Source organism: Acidobacteriota bacterium, from assembly GCA_009861545.1.
GTDB lineage: Bacteria > Acidobacteriota > Vicinamibacteria > Vicinamibacterales > UBA8438 > WTFV01.
The window spans coordinates 28,578-51,968 of sequence record VXME01000135.1 but is presented as its reverse complement, the minus strand read 5'-3'; the positions used below and the strand labels follow the sequence as shown (position 1 = coordinate 51,968).

The following is a 23,391-nucleotide window of genomic DNA, read 5'->3' as shown; positions in this document are numbered from 1 at the left end:
GGCATTCCGGCAGTTCGGACCGCGGAATGCCGTCAGCCGAACAGCCGGCCAGCAGAACGCGTTCAACGTGACCACCGCGTTCATCGGCGGGCAGTTGGCCAACCAGGGCGTCGTCCCGGCCACGTCCGCAGTCGCGATGGCTCGCGGCGGCGGGTTCCAGAGCTCTGTCATCGACGACTTCCGCACCGCGACGCTCGAGCAGGGACTGCCGAACACCCGCCGGAACCCGGTGTTCGGCAACGGTCAGACCTGCTTCGCGTCGCGGAATCGTGCAGCCACTAGCGAAAACGCCGATGTAATGATAGTGTAGACACGAATTTCGGCTGCATGGGAAAGGGCCTTGATGCACCGACGGAACCGCAGGATTGAGTGGATCTGTCTGATCCTGGGCGTGTTCTCGGTGCCCATTGCGGCTTCCTCCCAGGACGCCGCCGTCCACGGCACGGTCACCGACACGACGGGCTTCGTTCTTCCCGGCGTGACCGTGGAAGCGCGCGACGCGGCCGGCAATCCGGCGGGAACCGCCGTCACTGACGGCGCCGGCCGGTTCACGATTCCCTTGCCGCCCGGCGCCTACGCGGTGACGTTCACGCTGCCCGGCTTTCAAGAGACCGTGCGCGACGCCGTCGAGGTCGGCGCCGGAGCCACGGTCACTCTCGACGTCGAGCTGGCGGTGGAGCTGGAGGAGCGCGTGGTCGTGGTCGGCAGCCGCGCGCAGCCGCGATCGGTGACCGAATCGCAGGTGCCGATCGACGCCATTCCCTTCCAGGACGTCGCCAGCCAGGGCCTCACGACGCTCGACTACCAGTTGCGGACCCTGGTTCCCTCGTTCAACGTCGCCACGCATCCGATCAGCGACGCGGCCACCCTCGTGCGGCCGGCCAGCATCCGCAACCTCGCGCACGACCACACGCTGGTGCTGGTCAACGGCAAGCGGCGCCACCGCTCGTCGGTCATCGCCTGGTTCGCCGGCGTGACCGACGGCTCGCAGGGACCGGACATCTCGACCATCCCGACCATCGCCCTGCGGCAGGTGGAGGTGCTGCGCGACGGCGCCTCGGCGCAGTACGGCTCGGACGCCATCGCCGGGGTGCTCAACTTCCTGCTCAAGGACAACCCGACGGGGGGCAGCTTCGAGCTGAACACCGGCACCTACCGGGCCGGCGACGGCGACGCCTACAGCGTGGCCGGCAACGTCGGGCTGCCGGTCGGCGCCAACGGCTTCGCCAACCTCAGCCTGGAGTACGGCAACGCCGATCCGACCAACCGCAGCGTGCAGCGCGCCGACGCGGCGGCGCTCATCGCCGCCGGCAACACCGACGTCGCCGACCCGGCGCAGATCTGGGGCAACCCGACCATCGAGGACGACCTGAAGCTGTTCGGCAACTTCGGCAGCCTGCTGGGCAGCGGCCTGCAGTTCTACGGCCACACCAACTACGCCAGCAAGCGGGTGACCGAGGGGTTCTACTTCCGGAACCCCAACAATCGCGCCAACATCTACAGCCTCGACGGCGGCGAGACCCTGCTCATCGGCGACCGGCTCGCCGCGCAGGGCATGGGCTCTGCCAACTGTCCCGTCGTGCGCGTCACCGACAACGTGCCGGACCAGGCGGCCCTCGCGCAGGTGGCGGCCAACCCCAACTGCTTCTCGTTTCGGGAGATCGCGCCGGGCGGCTTCACCCCGCGGTTCGGGGGCGTGGTCACCGACCTGTCGGCGGTGGCGGGGCTGCGGCGAATCGCCGACAGCGGCCTGACCTGGGACGCCAGCGCCAGCTACGGCTCGCACGAATCGGACTTCTTCTTCCAGAACACGGTCAACGCCTCACTCGGCCTCGACACGCCGCGCGACTTCGACCCCGGCCTCTACCAGCAGGAGGAGGTCAACCTCAACTTCGACGTTTCCTACGCCGCTTCCGACATGGTGAACTTCGCGGCCGGCACCGAGTGGCGCGACGAGAAGTTCACGATCGGGGCGGGCGGGCGGCCGTCGTGGGAGGTGGGTCCGTATGCGGCGCAGGGCTTCGTTTCCGGCTCCAACGGCTTCCCCGGCTTCCCCGACTACACCGCCGGGGCCTGGAACCGCAGCAACGTCGCGGTCTACGGCGACCTCGAGCTGCGGGAACCAGACGACCGGTGGTCCTTCGGCGGCGCGCTGCGCCTGGAACACTTCGACCTGTTCGGCGCCACCACCAACGGCAAGATCTCGGCCCGCTACGCACTGACCCCCCATGTCGCCCTGCGCGGCGGGGTCAGCACCGGGTTCCGGGCACCGACGCCGGGCCAGCAGCACACGCTGAACGTGCAAACGACCATCGACCCCGAGACCCTGCAGCTCGTCGACAGCGCCAACGTGCCGTCCACCTTCCTGGCCGCCACTCTGCGGGGCGGGGTGCCGCTCGAGCCGGAGACGTCGGTCAACACGACGGCCGGCGTGGTAGCCGACAACGGGCCGTTCACGCTGACCGCGGACTACTTCCGCGTCGACGTCGCCGACCGGCTCGCCCTGTCGCAGACCTTCACGCTCACCGAGGACGAGCGCGCCCTGCTGCTGTCGGAGGGCATTGCCTCGGCCGGCACGCTGGCCTTCTTCCGGTTCTTCATCAACGACTTCGAGACCCGCACCCAGGGCGTGGACATCGTGTCCACTTACACGCCGCCGGATCTCGGGGGCGACACCGTGCTGAACTTCACGTTCAACTACACCGACACCGCGGTGACGAAGGAGACCGACCTGCTCGGCCCCGGCGAGGTGCTCGGCCTCGAGCGCGGCGTGCCGAAGACGCGCTGGAGCATCGCGCTCAACCAGCAGCTCGCGCGGGTCCGCCTGCTCGGCCGCCTCAGCTACTACGGCTCGTGGGTCGACCACTTCGACGCGCGCTTCGTGCGCGGTCCGGACTCGCCGCTTCTGAACGGCCGCTCCATCGTCGACCTCGACCTCAGCATCCCGCTCGGCGAGGGCGTGACGCTGTCGGTCGGCGGCCAGAACATCGCCGACACCTTCTCGGATCGGATGGACCTGTTCGCCGAGATCTTCGGCCTCCCCTACAGCCAGTTCACGCCGTGGGGCCTGAGCGGCGGGTACTACTACGCCCGGCTCAACTACGGCTGGGGCGGCTAGCGCGCGCCGGCCGAAGGCGATCGGAGCAGTACGCAGCGTGAACCGGCCTGCAACGACCAGGATGATCGCGAGACTCGGCCTCGCACCGTAGCGGGTGGTCGTGGTCGGCAGCCGGGCGCAGCCGCGCTCGGTGACCGAGTCGCAGGTCCCGATAGACACCATCCCCTACGAGGACGTCGTCAGCCAGGGCAGCACGGACGTCGGGGATCAGTTGCGGACGCTGGTCCCCTCCTTCAACGTCAACCCGCAGCCGGTGGGCGACGCGGCCCGGATCATTCGCCCCGCCAACCTGCGCGGCCTCGCGCCGAACCACACGCTGGTGCTGGTCAACGGCAAGCGCCGGTACCGGGGCGCGGTCATCACCTGGATCGGCAACGGCTTATCCGACGGGGCGCAGGGCCCGGACATCTCCGCGATCCCGTCCATCGCGTTGCGGCAGATCGAGGTACTGCGGGACGGCGCGGCGGCGCAGTACGGCTCGGACGCCATCGCCGGGGTGCTGAATTTCCAGCTCAAGGACGATCGAAGCGGCGGCAGCCTCGAGCTGCACACCGGGGGCTACGGCGCGGGCGACGGCGGCGCCTACACCGTGGCGGGCAACGTCGGGCTGCCGCTGGGGCAGACCGGCTTCGCCAACCTCAGCATGGAATACGGCAACACCGCCCCGACCAGCCGCAGCGTGCAGCGGGACGACGCGGCGCTGCTGATCGCGGCGGGCAACGACGCCGTGGCCGACCCCGCCCAGATCTGGGGATCGCCCACCATCGACGACAACGTCAAGCTCTGGGGCAACTTCGGCCACCTGTTCGCCGGCGGCGTGCAGGCCTACGGTCATGCCAACTACGCCAGCCGGCGGGTGGAGAGCGGTTTCTTCTTCCGCAATCCGAACACGCGGGCGGCGGTGTTCAGCGCCGACCGGGGGCAGAGCCTGCTGATCGGCGACGCGCTCGATGCACGAGACGGCACCCTCGACGGATCCGCCGGCTGCCCCGGCGGTGCCGGTCTCGGCAGGAAGGCCCGACCAGACCGCCCTCGCACAGGTGTTCGCGGATCCGCACTGCTTCTCGTTCCAGGAGCGCTTCCCCGGCGGCTTCACGCCGCAATTCGGCGGCGACGTCCTCGACGCGTCGCTGGTCGTCGGCCTGCGCGGCCAACTCGCCGGGCACATCCTGTGGGACGCAAGCGCGAGCGCCGGCTCCAGCGAAGCGGATTTCTTCATCTACGACACGGTCAACGCCTCGCTCGGGCCGGCGACGCCGACGATGTTCGATCCCGGCCTCTACCGGCAGGACGAGATCGGACTCAACGTCGATCTCGGCTTTCCCGTCAACGATCGCGTGCACCTCGCCGGGGGCGCCGAGTGGCGGGACGAGCGCTTCACGATCGGCCTGGGCGACGAGCCGTCGTGGCAGATCGGCCCGTACGCGCCGCAGGGCTTCAGCGCCGGCTCGAACGGCTTCCCCGGTTTCAGTCCGATCGCGGCGGGGGCCTGGAGCCGGGCCAACACGGCCCTCTACGGCGACATCGAGGTGCGGGGCCGCGACGACGGGTGGTCGTTGGGCGGTGCGCTGCGCCTGGAGGACTTCGAGGACTTCGGCACGACCACGAACGGCAGGCTCTCCGGACGCCTGCGCCTCGCCGCCGGCGCCGCGCTGCGAGCCAGCGCGAGCAGCGGCTTCCGGGCGCCGACCCCGGGCCAGCAGAACGCCTTCAACGTCTCGACCGAGTACGACCACGAGCTGATGGACCTGGTCAACAACGGCACCATCCCGTCCACCTCACGAGTTGCCGGGCTGCGCGGCGGTGAGCCGCTGCAGCCGGAACGGTCGATCAGCACCACGCTCGGCGCGGTGGTCGACGCGGGGGCGTTCAACCTCTACGACGAATGGTTCGACTCGCGGGACCTCTACGTCTACCACGGCGACGCGGTGGTCGACCTCGAGGCCGCGTACGCGATCAGCGAGTCGACCACCCTCACCATCGGCGGCCAGAACGCGTTCGGCAACGACCCGGAAGAGAATCCGATTGCCCGCGCCAAGGGCAACCGCTTCAGCGTGCAGACGCCGTTCGGCGCCAACGGCGCGTTCTTCTACGTGCGGATCAACTACGGCTGGGCGTCCGGCGGCTGATCGATTTCAGTCGACCAGCGCGGTGTCGGGAAACTGTGCGTACCAGCCGAACCAGAAGGCGCGCTGGGCCGGGACGCGGACCAGACGCACGCCCGCGTCGTCCTCCCGCGCGAGCGCGTCCTCGGACACCTGCCAGGCTCGTCCGGCCGCGTCTACCGCACGCCCGTCGTCGAGGCGCTCGAAGCGCACGGCTCCCGCGTCGTACACCCGGTTGGCCCCCTGCTCGCTGGTGACGATCACCAAGTTGCGGCCGGCGAACTCGTGGTGGAAGACACGGTTGCGCAACAGGAAGCGCGCGGTGACGGCCAGCGGCAGCAGCTCGCCGGGGCGTTCCGGATCCGGCAGACGCAGGACCAGCACCTCCTCCTTGTTCCGAAGGCGCGCGTCGCGGCGCGAGACCGCGAACATCAGGTCGTCGCTGCCGAAGTAGGTCCGATAGGCGGCGCCCTCGGCATAGTTGCGCCGGTGGCCGGTATCGAGCGACAGCACGGTGGTCTCCGGATGCCGGCGCCGCCACTCGCCCCAGGTGGTCGTCACCACCGCGCGCGGGCTCAGTCGCAGGCCGCTCCCGACCAGCTCGCCGACCACCGGGACCCCCTCGAACGTGTTCCAGAGGCTCTTCGTCTCGCGATCGAACATCAGCTTGTTCGACCGATAGAGGAGCCCGCTCGTCCCGAACGTCAGGTGCCGGCCGTCCGCCACGCTACCGAACGGGATCACGGTCCCGCACAACGTGCAGTAGACGATGGTCAGCTCCTCGCCGCCCAGCCGGTCGAGGGCCATTTCGTGCCAGGCCAGGATGCGCTTCGGGTAGGCGCGCGCCTCGCCGCCGACCGCGATGCCGAAGACGATGTGCTCGTCCGCCAGGTAGCCCGCGTCGGCGGCGTCGAGCCGCGCGGGGTACTCCAGCGGCGGTATGCCGTTCACCCCCACCCCGCCCCACTCGATCTCGTCGAGCCGGATGCGCGACGCCACCCCCCGCGGGAAGAACTCCGCGAAGCGCGGGTCGATCCGGCTGTACCACTGTCCCTTGAAGTAGCCGTGGTCGGGATGCGGGTCGTAGGGCAGAGACCAGATCCACTGCTGCCAGCCCGCCAGATCGCCTCCGAAGCGCTGCCCGGTCTGCTCCTGCAGGAAGCCGATGAGCGTGAAGAAGTGGACGAACCCCTGCCCGGGCGGGCGCAGCAGCCACGCCAGGTCCCAGACGATGCCGGCGTAGGCGTCACGCCACTGCGCACCGAGCTGCTCGAACGCGTCCCGGGAACGCGGCCCGCCCGGCACGCCGGCGTCCAGGAACAGCTGGATGTCCGGGTGCAGCTCCTGTTCCGCCGGCTGGGCGGCGGCGGGGGCGGCGAACATCAGGGCAAGGCACCCGATAACCAAGGTACGTCGTGGGACGTCGTGCATGGCGCGCATGGAACCTCCGCCCATCAGCGACCGTCGTTACTCGAGGTCCGGCGGGACCCTACGACGATGAACCTGCCGGGGCGGCGTCAGCGCATCGGTCCGGGCATCGGCCGCGAGCAGCAGCTCCTTCAAGTCCGTCTCCTTCAGCGGTTCGGCCATCGGCGCCTCACCGCACGCGCGGGCGGTCGTCCGGATCGCACAGGTCGCCGAGCTTGCCGGAACCGCCGCAGTAGCTCACGTCCTGGATCTGCACGGGGATGCCGTCCGGGTCGGGAAATATCAGCTCTTCGGCCGGCGGATCGGAATCGGCGCGCATGCGCACCCGCGCCTCGATGCCGTGCTCGGCCAGCCGGGCGACGATCTCGGCGGCGTCGAAGCCCTCCATCCCGAGGCAGTAGTGGTTGATGTGCGGCCGGTCCCCCTGCGAGAACGCGATGAACTGCGGGCCGTCGCCGATGCCCAGTACCGGCACCGCGGGCGCGTCCCAGTCGCGCTCGGTTCCCTGCGTGGTGACGAGCGGCAGTCCGAGCACCCGCTGGTAGAACTCCACCGACCGCTGCACGTCCGAGACGCTGAGGGTGACGTGATTCATGGTGCGCACGCGGATCGGCGCGGGAGCCGCGCCCTGCTGCGCCGCCGCGCCGCCCGCCGGGCGCGCCATCATCAGCGCGGAAAGGGCGAGCACGAGCTCCCGACGGGACATTCCGCCGCCTTCGTAGCGCCTGACGAGCTGTTCGATGGCTGCACTCATGATCTTCTCCTTCGGATGCACGGGCTGCGCACCTGGATCGCCTTCGCTGGGGTCAGTCTAGACCGGCGGGCAGGCCCATCGTCCGCCCGGACGAAACGACAGACCGGAGTCGCCGATGTCTCGGCGTGGCTGGCGCGATAGAGGAAGCGCCGAACACTTGCTACTCGCCGGCGCCCAGGCGGCGGAGCAACTCGACGGTGCTGTGGTGCGGCGCCGCGTTGCGGCCGCGGACCCGGCCGCGCTGGGCGAGGGCCAGCGGGGTCCGCCCGTCGGCGTTCCTGACGTCGAGACGCGCCCCCTGCGCGACGAGGTACTCGACGACGCTGTCGTATCCCCGGCCCGCGGCGCCGTGCAGCGCGGTGTTTCCCTCGGCGTTGGCGACGTTGACGTCGATTTCCCGATCGACGGCGATCGTCACCGCCTCCAGCATCATCCGCTCGCGCAGCGCCGGATCCGGCTCGCGGCGCGTGCTCTGGACCGGTGCGCTCTCGGCGATGCGGGAGAGGCGGTCCACCGAGAACAGCGGATCCCTGCCGCCCAGGCCGGCCGCGGCCATCAGCGCGGTCGTGGCGCCCTCCTCCACCTGCACGCGCTCGTCCCGGATCGACAGCGATCCGGGCCAGTACCTGGGGTAGTGCACCACCAGCGGATCGGCGCCGCGCTCGAGAAGCAGGCGCATGATGTCCGGGGCGTTGAAGCGCGCCGCCAGCCAGAACGGCGTGGCGCCGACGTAGGACGGATGCAGGTAGAAATCGACCGCGTCGCGCCGGACCGGGGTGGAGCGCCGCACTCCGGCGTGCGGATCCGCGCCGTGGTCGAGGAGCGCACGCGACAGCTTCGCGTCCTTGTGCAGGATGGCCGCGTGGAGCGCCGTGTAGCCGGCGTCGGCGGCGTTCGGATCGGCGCCCTGCTCCAGCAGGAGAACCGCGACGTCGCCGTGTCCGCTGTGGGCTGCCACGACCGCCGCGCTCGTGCCGTAGGGCGGCTGGTCGTTCACGTCGGCGCCGGCCGCCACGAGCAGCTTCGCCGAGGCGAGATCACCCACCCGTGCGGCGAACAGCAGCGGCGTGTAGCCGCCCTGCGGGATCTGAGTGACGTACTCCGGGTTCCACGGCTCGGGCGTCGTCTTGACGACCTCGGTCCAGACGTCCGACCGGGCATCGACCGCCGCGCCGTGGTCGAGCAGCGCCGCGACGACGTCCGGGTGCCGCTGGGCCACCGCCCACATCAGCGCCGTCTGGTTGCGACCGCCGGTCGCCGCCGGGTCGGCCCCGGCCTCGAGGAGTTGACGGGCCACGTCCGCCGCACCGACCCGGGCCGCCGTCATCAAGGGGGTCTCACCGGAGAGGAGCGGTGCGTTGGGATTCGCACCCGCGTCCAGCAACCGCCGCACCACGGCGGCGCTGCGGTTCTCGGCCGCCGCCCACAGCGGCGTCACGCCGAGATCGTTCGCCGCGTCCACGTCGGCGCCGGCGCGGATCAGCAGATCCGCCAGATCGACCTCGTCCCAATAGGCGGCCCAGTGCAGCGCCGTCGCGCCGTCGCCCTGGTGGGCGGTGACGTCAACACCCTCGTCGACCAGCGCGCGCACCACGCCCCAGTCGGCGCGCTGCGCCGCGTCGGCCAGCGGCCGCTCCGCCGCCGATGCGCCCGTCAGACTCGCAACGACCAGCCCCGACAAGACCGCAAATCGTCGACCAATCATCCGGCCCCCCGTCATCTGCATCGAAGTCCAGGCCAGTGTAGAACACTTGCGCGCTGCGCGCCGCCTGCGGCGCAACCGGTCGAGAAACCGGTCTCGAGGCCGCCCGCACGTCTCGAACGCGCAGGAGCGGCTGATCCTGCGCCGCGACACCCACATCGACGATCTGGCGAACAATCGCCAACCCGATCTACGCCGAAGTGGTGCCCCGGCACCTGAACCACGCCGTCCAGATGGGACCGCCGCAGCGGATGGCGTGGTACGTCGACGCGGACGGGCGCCCTGGACGTGGCCGGCCTGAATCTACCCGGCTACATGCTCCCGGATGGCGTCGCAAACGTCCGCAACGATGTTGCGCCCCTGGAAAACCCCACCTCGCTCACCCACGAGGTCGCCGTCGGCATCCCACAGCAGCATGGAGTGCGTGACGTCTTCATACTCGAACCAGACCGTGAAGTCGGCGCGATCCTCTCGCGCGGTCGGCACGATCCCCGCGCACTCGTCGCGCTGATCGAAAAGCGTGACGTACTCGTGTCGGGTCGGACCGTCGCTGATCTGGTTGGTGGCGAGCGGCGCCACGAAAACACGGTACGACGTCTGTGCGGCGGGCGCCGCCGACGGCAGGCCCAGCCACGCCAGCACGCCCAGACTCAGAAGCAGTCTGTTCATGTCACACCTCTGTCTTGCGTCACACCTCCGACAGCGTGTCGATCGGCAGCCTCGTCGTGCTGTCGCCCAGCCGGTCGAGCGGCAGGTCGAGCTTGTCCATCAGCGTCATCAGCAGGTCGGCGTTGGACGTGTCGCCCGGATACCGGAGATGCCGGCCGCCCTTCAGCTTGCCGGCGCCGCCGCCGAGGAGAACGAGCGGCAGGTTGACGCCCAGGTGCCGGGTGCTGTTGGAGATGCCCGCGCCGTATAGGATGGTCATGTTGTCGAGCAGCGACCCGTCGGCGTCCTCGGCCGCGCGCAGGCGCGCCAGGTAGTCCGCGGTGAGCTTGGCGTGGTACGCGTTGATCTTCGACATGACGGCGATCCGCTCCGGATCGTCCTCGTGGTGCGAAAGCGGATGGTGCGCGTCCGGCACCCCGATCTGCGGATACGAGCGGGTGCTCTGCTCGCGTCCCATCATGAACGTGACCACGCGCGTCAGGTCGGCCTGCAGCGCCAGGAACTGCAGGTCAAACATCAGACCCAGGTGCTCCTCGAAGACGCGCGGCGGCGCCGACGGCTGCTCGGTGAACGACGGCTCGACGTCGCGCTGCTGCTCGGCGAGCCGGATTCGGCGCTCGACGTCGCGGACCGCCTCGGTGTACTCGTCGAGCTTCGCTCGGTCGCGCGGGCCGACCGCCACCTTCAGGTCGGTCAGCTTGTCGGTCACCGAGTCGAGGATGCTCTGCTTCTGCCGCCGCCGCGCCCGCCGCACCGCCGGGTCGGCCGAGCCGCTGTCGCCGAACAGCCGCTCGAATACCGCGCGCGGGTTGTTCTCCATCGGCAACGGCTGGGTCGGCGTGCGCCACGAGATGGTCTGGGTGTAGGCGCAGCTCAGGCCGGCGGTGCACTGGCCGGCGTTGGCGAACTTGTCCATCGACACCTCGAGCGATCCGAGCTGCGTGGTCTTGCCCAGCTCGCGCGCGAGGATCTGGTCCATCGAGGTGCTGGCGAGCACGTCGGTCTCGTTGACCCCGCCGCGCGGTGTCCCGGTGAGGAACGACGCCGAGGCGCCGGCGTGCACGTAGGCCCACGAGGCGCGGAGCCCGGAGACGACGAGAAGCTGGTCGCGAAACGGCTCGAACGGGGCCAGGATCGGCGTCAGCTCGAAGTCGCGGCCCTCCTTCTCCGGCGTCCAGTACTGCATCGCCATGCCGTTGGGCACGTAGATGGCCTGGAAGCGGTGTATGGGCTTCGCCGCGGTCTTCGCCAGCGCGGTGAACGCGGGAGACATCGCATCGAGGAACGGGAGGCCCAGCGTCACGCCGAGGCCCCGCAGAACGGTCCGGCGCGGCAGTGATTTCCTGCTGATGGTCATGATGGCTTCCTTGATGTCCTTAGTTTGCGCCGTCCGCAGGCGCCGCGTTCCGCATCAGGAACGCCGGGCTCTTGACGATGCCGGCGATGAGCGCCGACCAGCGGTAGTCGTCGGCCGCCGCGTCCCGCACGACGGCGCGGACGGTCGGCCTGTCGACGTGCTCCAGACCGCGCCCGAGGGCGTAGGAGAGGAGCTTCTCGGTCACCGTGCCGGCGAACCGCTCGGGCCGCTCCAGCAGCAGCCCGCGCAGGCCCGCCATCCCCGCCACCGTCCGGCCGTTCGGCATGGTCGCAGTGGCGTCGATGGGATTGCCGAACTCGTCCGTCGTGCGCCAAGCCCCCAACCCGTCGAACTGCTCCAGCGCGAAGCCGGGTGGATCGATGGAGGCGTGACAGGTAGCGCACGCCGGGGCCTGCCGGTGGCGCTCCAGCCGCTCGCGCACGGTGGCGGTGCGGCCCCCGTCGCCCCGCTCCGGCAGCGCCGGCACGTCGGCCGGCGGCGACGGCGGCGGCGCACCGAGAATGGTGTCGAGCAACCACTTGCCGCGCAGCACCGGCGACGTGCGGGTCGGATACGAGGTCAGCGCCAGCAGGCCGCCGTGGCCGAGCAGGCCGCCGCGCTGCTCGCGGTCCGGCAGCCCGACGCGCCGGAAGCGCGACCCGTAGATGCCCGGAATGCCGTAGTGCCGCGCGAGCCGCTCGTTGACGAACGTGTAATCGGCGTCGAGCAGGTCGAGCACGCTGCGGTCCCCGCGCAGGGTGCTGGCGAGAAACAGCGTCGTCTCCTGCCGGAACGCCTCGACCAGGTTGTCGTCGAAGTCGGGAAACGGCACCGGGTCGCCGGTGACGTCCTCCAGATTGCGCAGGTGCAGCCACTGCATGGCGAAGTCGTCGACGAGCGACCGCGCGCGCGGATCGGCGAGCATGCGGCGGACCTGCGCTTCCAGCACCGCAGGATCGGTCAACGTGCCCTGCTCCGCCGCATCGAGCAAGGCGTCGTCCGGGATGCTGCCCCACAGGAAGAACGACAGCCGCGAGGCGACCTCCACGTCGCTCAGGCGGTAGGGCGCGCCGGGCGCCGCGCCGCTCGGATCACGCTCGATGCGCAGGAGGAAATCCGGATCCACCAACATCCGCTCCAACGCGAGCTGGATGCCGGCGTCGAAGCTGCCGCCGTCCTCGCGTCCGCTCTCGAAGAAGCCGAGCAGCGTGTCGACGTCTACCGCCGTCACCGGGCGGCGGTAGGCGCGCCGCGCCAGCCGCGAGACGATCTCGGTGGCGCACGACCGCTCGTCCTCGAACGCCGCGGTCTCGGGCCGGCAGGTGAAGATGGCGTTGCGGCTCGGCGTGTCGCCCGGCCCGGTCACGCGGTACGGACCGCCGATGGCGACCGCACTGACCGCGGCGTTGCCGTGGTAGACCTCGTCGTTCGAGAGGACCTCGCCCGCCTGCCGCGGCTTCAGGATGCCCTCCGGCTCGCGGACGTTGCGCACGAACGATACGCTCACCGTGCGCGGACCGGCCTGCACCGGCACCCGCACCTCGAGACGTTCGTCCGCCGACTGCAGGTACGCCTCCCATTCCGGGTCGCCGCGCTCGGCGATGGTGAACGTGACCGGCGCGGGCCGGCCGGGGGCCTCGCCGCCGACCGTCAACCGCTCGACCAGCTCGCCGTCGATCCGGACGTCGAGCAGGTGGGCGCTGCCCATGCCGAGGATGTAGTCCTGCCAGTTGGACCGCAGCTCGATCTTGATCAAGTAGTCGCCGTCGACCGGAAAGTGATAGGGAACGGCCGTCCCGCCCCGCGAGCCGAGCGGCAGGTCCTCACTCTGGCGCTCGTCCTGGAGCAGCAGCAGCGGCACGTCGAAAGTCTCGAATCCGGGGCCGGTCGGCGGCAGCCCGGTCGCCAGCCGCGTGATGGTGCGCGCCGCCGAGAGGTAGCGCTCGAGCTGCGCGGTGGAGATCGAGAGGACGTCGGCGTTGTTGTCGAAGCCGGTGTCCGAAGTCTCGTCGCCCGGCAGCAGCGGCGTCACGTCCAGATCCAGCGCGAGCAGGTCGCGAATCGCGTTGCGGTACTCGGTCCGGTTCAGCCGGTGGACGGTGCTGGTCCGGCCGGGGTCGGGGCTCGCCGCGGCGGCGCGGTCGATATCCCCCTCGAGTCGGCTCGCCACCGCGTCGTAGGTCACCTCGTCCGGGCGCGGGCGCCCCGGCGGCGGCATCGCGCCGGTCCGCAGCTTCTGGATCACCCTTTCGAAGACATCGGCGTGGCGGCTCGGGTCCGCGGCATCGACGGTGGCCGCGTCCAGGCTCAACCCGCCGGTCCGCAGGCGATCGTTGTGGCAGGTGATGCAGTAGCGGTCCAGGACCGCGCGGGGCGTGCCGGACACGGCCTCGGCGGCCGGGGCGGGCGCCTGCGCGGCCGGACGCGCCGGGTGCGGTTCGGGCCCGAGCCTGGCGGAAGACGTCTCGACCGCCGGTCCGGCCGCCAGAACGATGGCGCCGGCCATCATCATCGCGGCGCTCGACAACCCGAGGGTCCCGCGCCGAGTGCCGCCGTCCGGTCGCGTCATGCGATGCTCCTTGGGCTTGCGGGCGCTCCGGAATCGAGACACATGCCCACCGGTCGCATCGTACCCCGCGGCGCAGGGCCGGGCAACAGCGAATCGCGAGCGTGTTGTCCTGCGCGCTGGCGGAACGTGGCGGCGCGGCCGGGCGTTCTCGTTGGAGCTCCTGTACCGGATGGAATCGGATGGACAAATGGATGGGCCGCATGGCATCCTCCATATTGGATGAGAATGGATGGCGCAATGGATGGGCCGCCCGACGTGTCGTCGTTGCGGGTCAGTCATGAGATTCTCGGGCTCATCGCCGAGATCGATGAATTCAAGGGCGCGTGGCTCGCCATCGGGCGCCTTGCTCCCGAGCGGCTGTCCCGCCTGCGGCACGTAGCAACGATCGAGAGCGTCGGCTCGTCCACCCGCATCGAGGGAGCGAGACTCAGCGACCCGGAAGTCGAGCAGCTTCTCTCGGCCATCGAGGTCGGGTCGTTCACGACACGCGACGAGCAGGAGGTGGCGGGCTACGCGGACACGATGAACACGGTCTTCGCGGCCTGGGAGGTGCTCGACCTCACCGAGAACCACGTCCGTCAGCTTCACCGCGACCTGCTGAAGTACTCCGAGAAGGACGAGCGCCATCGCGGCGCCTACAAGACGCTCCCCAACCACGTGGAGGCGTTCGGTCCCGGCGGAACGCGACTGGGTGTCGTCTTCGAAACCGCGGCGCCTTTCGATACACCTCGGCTGACCGGCGAGCTGCTCACGTGGACACGGACCGGTCTGACTCGCCCTGCCGACCTGCACCCGCTGCTGGTCATCGCCGTCTTCGTCGTCACCTTCCTGGCCATCCATCCGTTCCAGGACGGAAACGGCCGGCTGTCGCGGATTCTGACGACCCTGTTGCTGCTGCGCGCCGGGTACGCCTACGTCCCCTACTGCTCTTTGGAAAGCGTCATCGAACGGAGCCGGGACGCGTACTATCTGGCTCTGCGCCGCACCCAGAAGACGTTGCGGACCGCCGAGCCGGACTGGGATCCCTGGCTTGCGTACTTTCTGACGGCGCTGCAACGGCAGAAGCGGCACCTGCACTCGAAGATCGAGCGCGAGCGCCAGACCATCGGCGACCTGGCCGAGCTCTCGCTCCGGATTCTGCAGCTTGCCCGCGACCACGGGCGCGTGACCATCCGTGCCGCGGCGGCGGCAACCGGCGCGAGCCGGAACACGGTCAAGGACCACGTGAGGACGTTGACCCGGGACGGCCGCCTGACGCGACACGGCTCCGGCCGGGGCACGTGGTACGCGCCCGCCTGGCTCCCGGATGGCGCCCCGGGGTCCGATGATCCGGAACCGGTGTAGGATTGCCGGCACCAACGCAATCCTTGGAGTCTGCGCGGCGGATGTGCTGACGCAGACGACGCTGCCCAGGGGGCCGAGCGTATCCGAAGCTCCGGTTCCAGAGCACCTACGGAGGTCACGTCATGCGCCAGTCGCTCTCGCTCACCGTGATGGTCGTGTTTCTCCTCTGCGCGTCCGCCCCGGTCAACGCCCAGCAGGAAGACGACGCCGGGCCGTGGCAGACCTACGACACCTCCGACGGCGAATGGATGAGCTACGCGGGCGACGTGCGCGGCACGAAGTACTCGCCGCTCGACCAGATCGACGCGAGCAACTTCGCCGACCTGGAGATCGCCTGGGAGTGGACCACCGTCGATCACTTCATCAGCCGATCGACGCCGGGCGGCGGCGAGTGGACGGCCCCGCTCGACACCGTGGTCGACACGCTGATCGAGGACACCCCCGACCTCTACCGCACCGGACACCGGCCGATCCTGTCGCGCCTGCAGGCGACGCCGCTGATGGTGGGCGGGGTGCTCTACTTCAACACGCCGCTGTCGCAGGGCGTGGCGGTCGACGCGGCGACCGGCGAGACGCTGTGGGTCTACAACCCGAAGGCCTACGAGGAGGGGACGCCCACGATGAGCAACCCCTGGTCGCAGCGGGGCGTCGCCTACTGGACCGACGGCGAGGGGGACGAGCGCATCTTCTGGGGCACCGGCAACGGCTACCTCATCTGCGTCGACGCGAAGACCGGGCAGCCGTGCCCCGACTTCGGCCCCGACGGCGGCGGCCGGGTCGACGCGATGGTCGGCCTGCCGCGGCTCGAACGCGAGGAGCGGGACTACCTGAACGCGATTCTGTTCGGCATCCACTCGCCGCCGATCGTCGTCCGCGACAAGGTGATCCACGGCTCGCACGTCGCCGACCGGCGCATCACCAAGGAGGCGGTGCCCGGCTGGGTACGCGCCTGGGACGTCCGCACCGGCGAGCACGCCTGGGACTTCCACACCGTGCCGAACGGCGCCGACGAGTTCGGCGTCGATACCTGGCTGAACGAGTCGTGGCGCTACTCGGGCAACGCCAACGTCTGGTCGATGCTCGCCGGCGACAACGAGCTGGGCCACGTCTACCTGCCGACCGGAACGACGACCAACGACTACTACGGCGTCGACCGGCTCGGCGACAACCTGTTCTCGGAAACGCTCATCGCCGTCGACGTGGAGACCGGGCAGCGCGAGTGGCACTTCCAGGCGGTCCACCACGGTCTGTGGGACTACGACTTCGCGACCCATCCGAACCTGGTGGACGTGACTGTCGACGGCCGCCCGATCAAGGCGATCGCGCAGGTCAGCAAGCAGGGCTTCGTCTACGTGTTCGACCGCGTCACCGGCGATCCGATCTGGCCGATCGAGGAACGCCCGGTGCCGCAGGAGACGAACATGCCGGGCGAGGTGCCGTCGCCCACGCAGCCCTTCCCGACGAAGCCGGCCCCGTTCGACTACCAGGGCGTGACCATCGACGACCTCGTCGACTTCACCCCTCAGATCCGGCAGATGGCTATCGAGGCGGTCGAGGGCTTCCGGCTCGGACCGTTGTTCACGCCGCTGGACCGGCCGATCGAGGGCGTCACGTACGGCACCATCATGCGCCCGCCGCCGGGCGGCACGGCGGGCTGGTCCGGCGGTGCGGTCGACCCCGAAACCGGAATGCTCTACGTCCCGTCGCGCAACCGGACCGCGGTGGTCTCGCTCTACCAGCCCGACCCGGCGCTCGGCGCCACCGTCACCTACACCCACGGCGCGCCGGAGGCGGAACGGCTGGCCCGGAGCGGCAACATTCGCCGCGAGCCACAGATGCCGCAGGGGCTGCCGCTGGTCAAGCCGCCCTACTCGCGGATGACCGCCATCGACCTGAACACCGGCGAGCACGCCTGGTGGGTGCCGACCGGCAACGGCGACCGCTACCGCAACCACCCGCTGCTGCGCGACCTGAACCTGCCCCCGCTCGGCGGGGACAACGCCATCAACGGCCCGCTGTTGACGAAGTCGCTCCTGATTTACTGCCTCACGGCCGGCGGCTCGAACGGGGGCCCGCGGCTGGTCGCCTACGACAAGGCCAACGGCGCGGAGCTGGCGTCGGTGGACCTGCCGTCGGGGGCCATCGGCACGCCGATGACCTACATTCTGGACGGCCGGCAGTACATCGCGCTGACCGTGGGCGGCGGCCCGCGGCTCATCGCCTTCGCGCTGCCGGACTGAGGTACGGGCACGCTGACCGTCCGGGTCCGACGCGGCGCCGGACATCGCGGTCAGCCGATGCCGGGGGCTGTCGGCGCTACGGCGGCAGCACGCCCGACGCCGACAGCACCAGCCGCACCACGTCCGCCTGGCGGGAAACGCCCTGCTTGGCGAAGATCCGCCGCAGGTACCAACGGACGGTACTCTCCTTCCGGCGCGTCGCCGCGGCAATCTCGCGGAGGCTGCATCCGGTGGCCAGCATCACCGCCACCGAGGTTTCCGCCTGCGTCAGATCCAGCGCCGAGGCCACGAGGACCGGATCGATGCGAGGCGGACGTCCCGGGTCGACCAACAGCACCAGCGCGGCGAGGCGCCGCGTGCGGTGGTCCTGCTCGCCCACCGGGCTGACGTGCAGCACCAGACGCGGTAACACGGACACCCTCCCGACGGTCATCGAGCCCCCGGCGCCCTGCCCGCCGAAGAGCGGCAGGGCGCGCGACAACAGCCGTTGCAGATGGGCGTCATCGGCCGGCTCGATGCCGCGCAGGACCCCGTCGTCGTCGATCAACCCGTCGCGTTGCCGCAGAAGCTCGACCGCGCGGTCGTTCGCGGCCGCGATCCGCCCCCTCCGGTCGAGGTGGATGACGCCGGCCCCGGTGGCGTCGAGCAGCCCCGCGAGCGACCTCCCGAGCGCCCCCGCCTCGACCAGCGCATGCCGGACGCGCATGAACTGGCGCACGTGGGAAAGAAGCCGCTCGACCATCCGAGTGCGCTCCGACCGCCAGCCGCTCGCATCGACGGGATCGGCGAGCACCCACCCGATGTGCGTTCCACCCGGCCCATTCAGACGCACGTTGAGGCTGTCCTGGGTGTCGGAGAGCCGCATCCCCTCGTTGTAGGTCGCCGACGTCCTCCTCTCCGTCTCGGTGAAGAGATCCCTCGCAGGGATCACCAAACCGTCGGGCAGGCTCCTCAAGCGCGGCGCGCGCTCGTCCTGGGACCAGTATTCGTTGAAATAGAGCCGCTCCAGGTCCGCGCGGCGTTGTCCCCGATAGCAGAACCGGGCGAAATGGAGTTGCGAATCCCGCGGCGAGCGCCCCTCGACAAGTATGAGGGCGTTCCCCTTGATGCCGCACGCGGCGTCGATGAGGGCGGCGGTTTCCGGCCAACCGGCCTCGTCGAAAGCAGCGTCGTACAGCTCCTGCAGGATACGGTCGTACAGCTCCTGTTGGCCCAAGTGGCGCCTCCCTGCCTTCAGTCGCTGCGCATCCCGACCGGCAACGCACAGAGTCCTGAGAGCGACGGGCGCCAGGACCGCCGCGACGAACGGCATCGAAGATGTCGATACCTGCCCTTGCCCTGTCGCTCGGCCCGTCCGAACAGCGACCCGACCGTAGCAGGAGTACCGCAGATGCACCTCTTCAGTCGATGCCAGAATTGGCAGGTTCAAGACGAAACGCACGCTTTCGCGAAAGCAAGGAATGGGTAGCTGGACCGGGGCCACGACTGCGCTCGCAGTGCCGCGGATGGCCCCCTTCGTCAACTGCCAGAATTGGCAGGTTCAAGACAAGAAGTCGCGATTCGGCCGGAACGGAGGGCGTAGGCGATCAGGTGGAGACACGTCGGGTCACTGGCAAGAGAGTTGCGTAATGCCGCCGCTTGAAGCCGCGCGAGCCCGCCCGGAACCTGTGCCTACCCGGCGGTTGCCGAGTGAACGGCCGCGGGTCGCGGTGACGGGGCGACCTGGAGGTACACGGTGGTCAGCGCGGGCACGACGAGCATCAGCATGGCGGTGGCGATGGCGACGCCGAAGCCGATGGATGCGCCGAACGGGATCAGGAACCGGGCCTGGGGCGCCGTTTCGAGCAAGAGGGGAGTAAAGCCGAGGAAGGTGGTCAGCGACGTCAGGAAGATCGGGCGAAAACGTCCCTTGGCGCCCTCGATGACCGCGGCCTTCGCGGGCGCCCCTTCCCGCAGTCGCTGGTCGATGAAGTCCATCATCACCAGAGAGTCGTTCACGACGACGCCGCAGAGCGCCACGGCTCCCATCGTGGATGCGAAGCTCATGTCGATCCCCAGGATCAGGTGGCCCAGGATGGCGCCGACCACCCCGAAGGGGACGGCGGCCATGACGATCAGCGGCTTGACGTACGATTCGAGCGGGATCGCCAGCAGCGCATAGATTACGAGCAGGGCCAGGACGAAGCCGCGGAGCAGGCCGCCCTGGAACTCGCTCTGTTGCTGCTGCTCGCCGCCGAACAGATAGGTGAGCCCGAAACTGGCGTCCGCCAACGCGGGAAGGACCGTGGTCGCCAGGATGTCGTTGACCTCCCCGGCCGTGATCGCGGCCCCGTCCACGTCGGCGGTGACCATGACGACCCGCCGGCCGCTCCGGCGATGAATCGACGACGGCGCATCCCCCGAGCTGACCGTAGCCACGCGACTGAGCGGCACGGCGGCTCCGGCCGGCGTGCGGACCAGATAGCGCTCGACGTCGGCGACGGCGTCACGCTCTTCCGCGGGAAGACGCACGTAGACCCGAACCTCCTCGCGGCCCCGTTGCAGCCGCAGCGCCTCGGCGCCGAAGAAGGCGGATCGCGCCTGCCGGGCGAGACCGTCGAGCGCAAGCCCGAGCGTACGCGCTTCCGGCCGCAGCTCGAGCCGGAGCTCCTGGAGGCCGGCTTCGCGATCCGCCTGCACGCCGAAGACGCCCTCCAGATCGCGCAGCTCCGCCACTACCGCGTCGGCGAGTTGATCCAGTCGTTCGGCGTCCGGGTGCGACAGCGCTATCTCGATGGGCAGCCCCAGGCCGAGCAGCTCGGCGCTGAAGGCGAGACCGCGGGCTTCCGGCAACGGGCCGACCTCTTCCCGCCACGCTTGCAGAAAGGCGTCGGTGCCGACATCCCGCTGTTCGGAGGCCAGCAGCTTGAACTCCACGGTGGCGACGTTGGCCGGCGGGTCGAGACCGGCCTCCCGGATCGCGCCTTCGGCCATGCGCTGCGGCAGACCGACCGTGAGAATGACCCCCGTCAGCAGCGGCGCCGCGTCTTCGGGCCGGCCCCGCGAGAGCCGGTCGAGGGCCCGCCGCCCCGCCGCCTCCAGCTCCCGCGCCACCTCGTGCGTCCGTCGTGCAGTCGTGCCCTCGGGCATCCGAAGGTTGGCCGTCGCGATGTCGCCCTCCACCTCCTGACCGAAGTTCACTCGGACGATCCCCGCGGGCACCAGAGCGACGCTGAGGACGATTGCGCCGAGACCCGCCGCGACCACGATCGCCGGGTGCCGGGTCGCCACGCCGAGTCCCCGGTCCAGGGGGCCTTCCACGAACCGCTGCAAGCCTCTGTCGACCTGCGCCTGACTCCGGGCGCAGGCCCGATCCAGGACGTTGGAAGGCCGCCGCCCGGGGCCGGGCAGGTGGGACAGGTGGTTCGGCAGGACGAAGAGCGATTCGACCAGCGAGGTGAGCAGCATGGCGATCAGAATCACCGGCACCGCGCGCATCAGCTCTCCCAGCCCGCCGGGAATGAAGAGGAGCGGAGAGAAGGCGGCCACCGACGTCAGGACGGCGAAGATCAGGGGCCGGCTGACGCGCCGCGTTCCGCGGATCGCGGCCGGCACGCCCGGCGTGCCCCGCATGCGTTCGCGGTGGACGCTCTCCGCCACCACGATGGCGTCGTCGACGACGATGCCGATGGCGAGGACGAACGCGAACAGCGAGATGGTGTTGATGGAAACGCCGGTGACCAGCATGGCGCTCAGGGCGCCGGCGCCGGAAACGGCGATTCCCAGGGCGACCCAGAACGCCAGCCGGATCTCCAGGAACAGGGCCAGCGCCACGAGGACGAGCAGCAACCCGAGGAAACCGTTCTCGAGCAGAATCGAGAGCCTTTCCCGATAGGCTTCGGCATCGTTGTTCCAGATGCCGATTCCGGTGCCGGCGGGAAGCGACGGAATCACCTCGCGGTCGAGGAGTTCCTCGACGGCCCGCGTCACGTCCAGCACCTGCTCGTCGGCAGCGCGGTAGACCTCGATGAACGCCGCCGGCCGCCCGTCGTAGCGAACGATCAGATCGCTGCTCCGGAAGCCGTCGCGCACCTCGGCGATGTCACCCAAACGTACCAGCGTGCCGTCGGCGCGGCTGAGGACCGCGAGCTCCTCGAAGTCCTGCTGGTCGTAGCGCTGCCCGGTGGTGCGTACGCGGACCTGCGCGTCCCGGGTCTCGATACGCCCGGCCGAGAGGTCGAGCGAACCGCGCCGTACCGCATCCGATAGGTCCTCGAGCGTGAGGCCCAGCGACTGCAGCCGCCGGCGCGGCGCCTCGATCGATATCTCGTAGCTCCGCACCCCGCTCGTCTCGACCTGCGAAACCGCGGGAAGCGCGCCGATGGCGTCCTCGGTGCGGTACGCCAGCTCCTTCAGGGCCCGCTCGGAGACGTCCCCGTAGAGCACCAGGCGCATGACGCTCTGGCGATTGGTCATCTCCCCGATCTCCGGACGCTCGGCCTGCGCCGGGAACGTCTGGATGCGATTGACCGCCGACGCGACATCGTCGAGCGCCCGACTCATGTCGGTACCCGTCTTCAGCTCGACCATGACGGATGCAACCCCCTCCGCCGCCACCGAGGTGACCTCCCGCACGCCGTCGAGATTGCCGACCTGCTCCTCGATCTTGACGACGATGGACTGCTCCACCTCCTCCGGCCCGGCGCCGGGGTAACGCAACGTCACCTCGATGACGCCGAACGACAACTCGGGGAACGCTTCCTGAACCAATCCGGTCAGCGACAGGAGTCCCGCCGCGACGATGAAGAACATCAGGAGGTTGGCGGCGACACCGTTCCGCGCCATGTAGGCGATGGCGCCGCGCCGTTCTTGCGCGGCGCCATCCTGGCCGTTCACTGTTGCCCTCCAATCGAGGACCCGCACGCCGTGTCGTCCATCACCAACCTTCTTTCCGTCTACCTGCAGCGCCAGCGAATCGCAGCATCGTGGACTTCACCCGGTCTCCGGGGGCGTGTATGACCACGCGTCGACGGCGAAGCGCCACCGGGCGTCGACACGGTCGATTACGGCCTGGTCGAGTCCGTAGCGGTTCTTCCGGTACGTCGCCCGCGGCCCGAGATACTCCGCGAAGTGGTCCTTGGCCCGCTCCCAGTCCGGGAGGGACAGGTCCGCATAGACGCGTTGCAGCTCGTGGAGGGGACGGGTCTCCAGATCCTCGAACCGCACTTCGGTCAGATGCCCCGGCGGGATACGGAACCGGTCCGCAAGATACTGGCGCATCGACCGCTCGTACGCGTAGAGGATGTGCTCCTCGAATTCCTCCCAGCCGATTTCCTGCAACTGGTTCGGCGGCAGGATCCGCCGGAACATGTGCGTCAGCGAGCGGTACACGACGTAGGGATTGCGGACGATGTGAACGAATTTCACCCCCGGGAACAAGCGCAGGATGTGGGGCACGCGCGCCAGGTTGGACGGACTCTTCAGCACCAGGCGCCGGCCACCGGCAATCACCGTCGCCTTGCGGGCCACATCGAGGTAGGTCCGTTCCCACCGCTCGATTTCCCGCGGCGTCAGGCCCTGCATCGCCGCGTACCGGTCGTAGCAGCGCCTGGCCGCCCGCGGGAACGAGAGGTGGTGCAGGAACGACTGATGCGACAGCCCGGCGATGGCGATCTCTTCCTCCTGCGGCAGGTCGAGCGATACGTCCATGTTGTCCATGGGCCGTTTCGCGGGGAGATGTCTTGCGATGAGCGGCTTGAGGAATCGGCGGCCCACGAGGCAGCACGCCGGCGCGATCGCCTGGTACGTGGTGACGCCGGCATGATTCGGATCGCAGACCAGCAGGTTGTGCAGATGGGTCGTGCCGCTGCGGCCGTATCCGAGGATCATCACCGGCGGCGTCTCGATGGGCGTCCGCCGCACGCGGCGTCCATGGATCGCGCTCTCGGCGAGGCGCAGCGGGAGCGTCCCGAGGCTGGTCGGCAGAATACGGGCCAGCGCGCCGCGGCGGCGGGGCGCCACGCCGCCATGCTCCCGCAGCAGACGCCACCAGACACGGAGCGGCGCGAGGGCGAACATGTGCTGCCGCAGGGTCGAGTCGGCCTGTATGGTCATGTCGAGTATCTC

The 23,391-nt window shown here is 69.8% G+C and carries 14 protein-coding genes and 1 pseudogene; 6 read left to right on the top strand and 9 right to left on the bottom strand.

All coding sequences use genetic code 11. The features are described from left to right. Window positions 1–67: 67 nt before the first annotated feature. From F4X11_21255 to F4X11_21240, 4 genes and pseudogenes are all read left to right on the top strand, one after another. Window positions 68–310, top strand: a complete 243-nt coding sequence (locus tag F4X11_21255; GenBank protein MYN67521.1) for a hypothetical protein — start codon at window positions 68–70, stop codon at window positions 308–310. Between the two features lie 33 nt (window positions 311–343). Further along, entirely contained in the window at window positions 344–3,118 is a 2,775-nt protein-coding gene (locus F4X11_21250) for a TonB-dependent receptor (GenBank protein MYN67520.1), read from the top strand. 94 nt (window positions 3,119–3,212) lie between these two features. After that, window positions 3,213–4,013 (top strand): annotated as a pseudogene (locus F4X11_21245) (TonB-dependent receptor plug domain-containing protein). A 55-nt stretch (window positions 4,014–4,068) separates the two neighbouring features. Further along, window positions 4,069–5,247: a TonB-dependent receptor gene (locus tag F4X11_21240; protein MYN67519.1), complete on the top strand. Its 1,179-nt coding sequence runs from the start codon at window positions 4,069–4,071 to the stop codon at window positions 5,245–5,247. Between the two features lie 6 nt (window positions 5,248–5,253). Here the strand turns inward: F4X11_21240 and F4X11_21235 are convergent, their stop codons facing one another. The 6 genes from F4X11_21235 to F4X11_21210 form a co-directional block, all read right to left on the bottom strand. Further along, the gene (locus tag F4X11_21235) at window positions 5,254–6,606 is read right to left on the bottom strand and encodes a DUF3179 domain-containing protein (protein MYN67518.1); all 1,353 of its coding nucleotides are present in this window, start codon (window positions 6,604–6,606) and stop codon (window positions 5,254–5,256) included. A 214-nt stretch (window positions 6,607–6,820) separates the two neighbouring features. Next, entirely contained in the window at window positions 6,821–7,405 is a 585-nt protein-coding gene (locus F4X11_21230; protein ID MYN67517.1) for a hypothetical protein, read from the bottom strand. A gap of 160 nt (window positions 7,406–7,565) precedes the next feature. Beyond that, entirely contained in the window at window positions 7,566–9,284 is a 1,719-nt protein-coding gene (locus F4X11_21225; protein ID MYN67516.1) for a hypothetical protein, read from the bottom strand. A gap of 126 nt (window positions 9,285–9,410) precedes the next feature. Next, the gene (locus F4X11_21220) at window positions 9,411–9,776 is read right to left on the bottom strand and encodes a hypothetical protein (GenBank protein ID MYN67515.1); all 366 of its coding nucleotides are present in this window, start codon (window positions 9,774–9,776) and stop codon (window positions 9,411–9,413) included. 19 nt (window positions 9,777–9,795) lie between these two features. After that, the gene (locus F4X11_21215) at window positions 9,796–11,133 is read right to left on the bottom strand and encodes a DUF1552 domain-containing protein (protein MYN67514.1); all 1,338 of its coding nucleotides are present in this window, start codon (window positions 11,131–11,133) and stop codon (window positions 9,796–9,798) included. Between the two features lie 19 nt (window positions 11,134–11,152). Then, on the bottom strand, window positions 11,153–13,702 hold the full coding sequence (locus F4X11_21210; GenBank protein ID MYN67513.1) for a DUF1592 domain-containing protein: 2,550 nt from the start codon (window positions 13,700–13,702) through the stop codon (window positions 11,153–11,155). Window positions 13,703–13,939: 237 nt separating this feature from the next. Between F4X11_21210 and F4X11_21205 the strand changes: the two genes are divergently transcribed. Together F4X11_21205 and F4X11_21200 are read left to right on the top strand one after the other, a co-directional pair. Next, the gene (locus F4X11_21205; GenBank protein ID MYN67512.1) at window positions 13,940–15,046 is read left to right on the top strand and encodes a Fic family protein; all 1,107 of its coding nucleotides are present in this window, start codon (window positions 13,940–13,942) and stop codon (window positions 15,044–15,046) included. Between the two features lie 122 nt (window positions 15,047–15,168). Beyond that, the gene (locus F4X11_21200; protein ID MYN67511.1) at window positions 15,169–17,286 is read left to right on the top strand and encodes a pyrroloquinoline quinone-dependent dehydrogenase; all 2,118 of its coding nucleotides are present in this window, start codon (window positions 15,169–15,171) and stop codon (window positions 17,284–17,286) included. A gap of 76 nt (window positions 17,287–17,362) precedes the next feature. Here the strand turns inward: F4X11_21200 and F4X11_21195 are convergent, their stop codons facing one another. The 3 genes from F4X11_21195 to F4X11_21185 all read right to left on the bottom strand — a co-directional run bounded on the left by F4X11_21195 (window position 17,363) and on the right by F4X11_21185 (window position 23,379). Next, window positions 17,363–18,502, bottom strand: coding sequence for a hypothetical protein (locus F4X11_21195; GenBank protein MYN67510.1), 1,140 nt, complete (start codon window positions 18,500–18,502; stop codon window positions 17,363–17,365). Between the two features lie 455 nt (window positions 18,503–18,957). Further along, window positions 18,958–22,161, bottom strand: coding sequence for an efflux RND transporter permease subunit (locus F4X11_21190; protein ID MYN67509.1), 3,204 nt, complete (start codon window positions 22,159–22,161; stop codon window positions 18,958–18,960). 96 nt (window positions 22,162–22,257) lie between these two features. After that, window positions 22,258–23,379 (bottom strand): sulfotransferase, encoded by a 1,122-nt coding sequence (locus tag F4X11_21185; protein MYN67508.1) that lies wholly within the window; start codon window positions 23,377–23,379, stop codon window positions 22,258–22,260. Window positions 23,380–23,391 lie beyond the last annotated feature (12 nt).

Bases quoted from the DNA above. Each gene is read 5' to 3' on its own strand.
- F4X11_21250 (MYN67520.1), top strand. From the start codon at position 344: ATGCACCGACGGAACCGCAGGATTGAGTGGATCTGTCTGATCCTGGGC.
- F4X11_21240 (MYN67519.1), top strand. From the start codon at position 4,069: ATGCACGAGACGGCACCCTCGACGGATCCGCCGGCTGCCCCGGCGGTG.
- F4X11_21235 (MYN67518.1), bottom strand. From the start codon at position 6,606: ATGTTCGCCGCCCCCGCCGCCGCCCAGCCGGCGGAACAGGAGCTGCAC.
- F4X11_21230 (MYN67517.1), bottom strand. From the start codon at position 7,405: ATGAGTGCAGCCATCGAACAGCTCGTCAGGCGCTACGAAGGCGGCGGA.
- F4X11_21220 (MYN67515.1), bottom strand. From the start codon at position 9,776: ATGAACAGACTGCTTCTGAGTCTGGGCGTGCTGGCGTGGCTGGGCCTG.
- F4X11_21215 (MYN67514.1), bottom strand. From the start codon at position 11,133: ATGACCATCAGCAGGAAATCACTGCCGCGCCGGACCGTTCTGCGGGGC.
- F4X11_21210 (MYN67513.1), bottom strand. From the start codon at position 13,702: ATGACGCGACCGGACGGCGGCACTCGGCGCGGGACCCTCGGGTTGTCG.
- F4X11_21205 (MYN67512.1), top strand. From the start codon at position 13,940: ATGGATGGGCCGCCCGACGTGTCGTCGTTGCGGGTCAGTCATGAGATT.
- F4X11_21200 (MYN67511.1), top strand. From the start codon at position 15,169: ATGCGCCAGTCGCTCTCGCTCACCGTGATGGTCGTGTTTCTCCTCTGC.
- F4X11_21185 (MYN67508.1), bottom strand. From the start codon at position 23,379: ATGACCATACAGGCCGACTCGACCCTGCGGCAGCACATGTTCGCCCTC.